Source organism: Pigmentiphaga sp. (genome assembly GCF_019689535.1).
Taxonomy (GTDB): Bacteria; Pseudomonadota; Gammaproteobacteria; order Burkholderiales; family Burkholderiaceae_B; genus Pigmentiphaga.
The window spans coordinates 1-2,757 of the sequence record NZ_JADGHH010000311.1 but is presented as its reverse complement, the minus strand read 5'-3'; the positions used below and the strand labels follow the sequence as shown (position 1 = coordinate 2,757).

Below are 2,757 nucleotides of genomic sequence, written 5' to 3'. Positions count from 1 at the left end.
ATCGCGCGCCCGCTGCACGACGGCCAGCGGGCCGAACACCTCTTCCGTCCAAATGGGGCTGTCGGCGGGCGCATCCGCCAAGATACCCGGACTGACGATACAGCCTTGCTGCACGCAGCCCCGACGACTTCCGCACCTTCCTCCAGTCCGAAATCGAGAAATGGGGCAAGGTGGTTCGGCAGTCGGGCGCCGCGGTCAACTAGCCGCGCCCGGCGGGGGCGTAGCGCCGCACCTCCTCCTCGCTCATGCCCAAGTATTCCCGCAAGACCGCTTCCGTGTCCTGCCCCAGCAGGGGCGGGGCATTGCGGTAGCGAACGGGCGTCTCGGACAACCGCAGCGGGCTCGCGACCGAAGGCACGGTGCCGGCCAGCGGATGCGGCAGGTCCAGGCGCAGCCCTCGTGCCTGGACCTGCGGATCATTGAACGTCTGGTCGATGGTGTTGATGGGGCCGCAGGGCACGCCCACGGCCTCCAAGCGCTCCAGCCAGTAATCGCGCGGCTTCTTGGCCATGATCTCGGCCAAAATGGGCACCAGCCTGTCGCGATGGATGACCCGGTTGCTATTGGTGGCGTAATCGGGATCGTCGGCCAGGTGGGGCGCCTCGATCACGCCGCAGTAAGCGCGGAACTGGCCGTCGTTCCCGACCGCCACGATAAGGTGGCCGTCCGACGCGGCGAAGACCTGGTACGGCACGATGTTCTGGTGGGCGTTGCCGGCGCGGCGCGGCGCCACGCCCGACGTCAGGTAGTTCAGCGCCTGGTTGCCGAGCATGGCCACGACACTGTCGAGCAGGGCGATGTCCAGGTGCTGGCCCAGTCCGCTACGATGGCGCTCCTGTAGCGCGGCCAAGATGCCCACCGTGGCGTACATGCCGGTCAGGATGTCGGCGACTGCCACGCCTGCCTTTTGCGGACCGGCACCGGGCAAGCCGTCGCGCTCGCCCGTGATGCTCATGAAGCCCCCCAGCCCCTGGATCATGAAATCGTAGCCCGGCCGGTGCGCGTAGGGGCCGAACTGACCGAAACCCGTGATCGAGCAGTAGATCAGCCGGGGGTTCACCGTCTTGAGCGAGGCGTAATCGAGCCCGTATTTCGCCAAGCCACCGACCTTGAAATTCTCGATCAGGATGTCGCATTGAGCCGCGAGTTGGCGCACCAAGGCGGCGCCCTCCGGTGTCGAAATGTCGAGCGCCACCGAGCGCTTGTTGCGATTGACGCTCAGGTAATAGGCCGCCTCGGAGGTTTCGCGGCCCTCTGCATCCTTTAGGAACGGAGGCCCCCAGCTGCGAGTGTCGTCACCGCTCCCCGGCCGCTCGATCTTGATCACCTCGGCGCCCAGATCGGCCAAGTTCTGGGTACACCACGGACCGGCGAGGACACGCGTCAGGTCGAGGACGCGAATACCAGCCAAGGGAGAAGCACGTTCAGTCATGTTCTGCTCTGAAGTCAAGGCGCCGGGAGCCCCGGCAGTTGCAACGCGGTCCGTAAGCTTACCTCAGGCCCCCGGCCGCGCACGGCGCACGTGGCGATCCGAAGCCCGGATCATCCGGAACGCAAAGGCATCGCAACCTCGCTCCTCTCGCCCGCCCCGCCCGTCACGCTCCGTGAAGACCCCTTCTCATGCGCTCACGACCGGGGCGGGACACGGCGCGCGGGCCTTCCGTATGCTGCACGAAACGAGAGCCAGCCCATGGCCCAGACCAACTCTCCGGAGGAGCCAATATGGTACGCATTGCCTGTGCATTGACCGCCTGGACGTCTGCAGCGATCGCCCCGGGGCCTCGCCCCGACCGCCCAGGCCCAAGACATTCCCCGCAAATCGATCACCATGCTGGTGGGCTTTGCGCCCGGCGGCGGCGCGGACACGGCCGCCCGGCTGATCGCCAAGAAATTGAGCGAGAACCTTGGACTTTCGGTGGTCGTGGAAAACCGGGCCGGTGCCGGCGGCAATATCGCCCACGACCAAGTGGCACGGGCCGAGCCTGACGGCTCGACCATCCTGCTCGGCTCCATCGGCCCGCTGGCGATCGCGCCGCACCTCATGAAACTGCCCTACGATCCGGTCAAGGACCTTGCGCCCATCACCATGGGGGTCAACTTCCCGAACGTACTCGTGACCCATGCCGGGCTCGGCATCAAGACACTGGGTGAATACATCGCGCTCGCCAAGAAGGACCCCTCCCGCCTGAGCTACGCCTCGACGGGCGCCGGATCGGCGTCCCACCTGGCGGGCGAACTGCTCAACCAACGGGCCGGCATCGACGTCGTCCATGTCCCGTACAAAGGAGGCGCGCCAGCCATGGTGGACCTCGTGGCCGGCCGCGTCGCATCCTATTATTCGACGCCCTCCTCCGCGCAACCGCACATCGAGACCGGCAAGATCACCGCCATCGCCACCACAGGGCTGAAGCGCCCCGCCTTCATGCCGGACATCCCGACCATCGCGGAATCGGGCATACCCGGCTTCAATGCCACCAACTGGTACGCTTTCGTCGGCCCCGCCAAGACGCCGGCGAAGATCCTGGACCGGTGGAATGAAGAGATCGTAAAGGTATTGAAAGACCCGGACGTGGCCGGCCAGCTCATCAAGCACGGGCTGACGCCGGACCCCATGACCCGCGAAGAACTGGCCAAGTTCATCGCGAGCGAATCCGCCACCTGGGGCGCCATCATCAAAGAGCGTGGCATCAAGGTGCAATAGGACTCCCGGGCCGGGGGGGCGGGCGGGGGGGGGGGGGGGGGGGGGGGGCGGCGCCG

At 66.7% G+C, this 2,757-nt stretch carries 3 protein-coding genes; 1 reads left to right on the top strand and 2 read right to left on the bottom strand.

The annotated features are described in order from the left end of the window. Both IRZ12_RS17615 and IRZ12_RS17145 read right to left on the bottom strand, forming a co-directional pair. Positions 1-162, bottom strand: a 162-nt coding sequence (locus IRZ12_RS17615) for an aldehyde dehydrogenase family protein (protein ID WP_367181604.1), incomplete at its 3' end; no start/stop codon positions are given. A gap of 37 nt (positions 163-199) precedes the next feature. Beyond that, complete coding sequence (locus IRZ12_RS17145; protein WP_296471178.1) at positions 200-1,432, bottom strand: CaiB/BaiF CoA-transferase family protein; 1,233 nt, start codon at positions 1,430-1,432, stop codon at positions 200-202. A 327-nt stretch (positions 1,433-1,759) separates the two neighbouring features. Here IRZ12_RS17145 and IRZ12_RS17140 point away from each other — a divergent pair, with 327 nt between their 5' ends. Further along, on the top strand, positions 1,760-2,701 hold the full coding sequence (locus IRZ12_RS17140; RefSeq protein ID WP_296471181.1) for a tripartite tricarboxylate transporter substrate binding protein: 942 nt from the start codon (positions 1,760-1,762) through the stop codon (positions 2,699-2,701). The last annotated feature ends 56 nt before the right edge of the window (positions 2,702-2,757 follow it).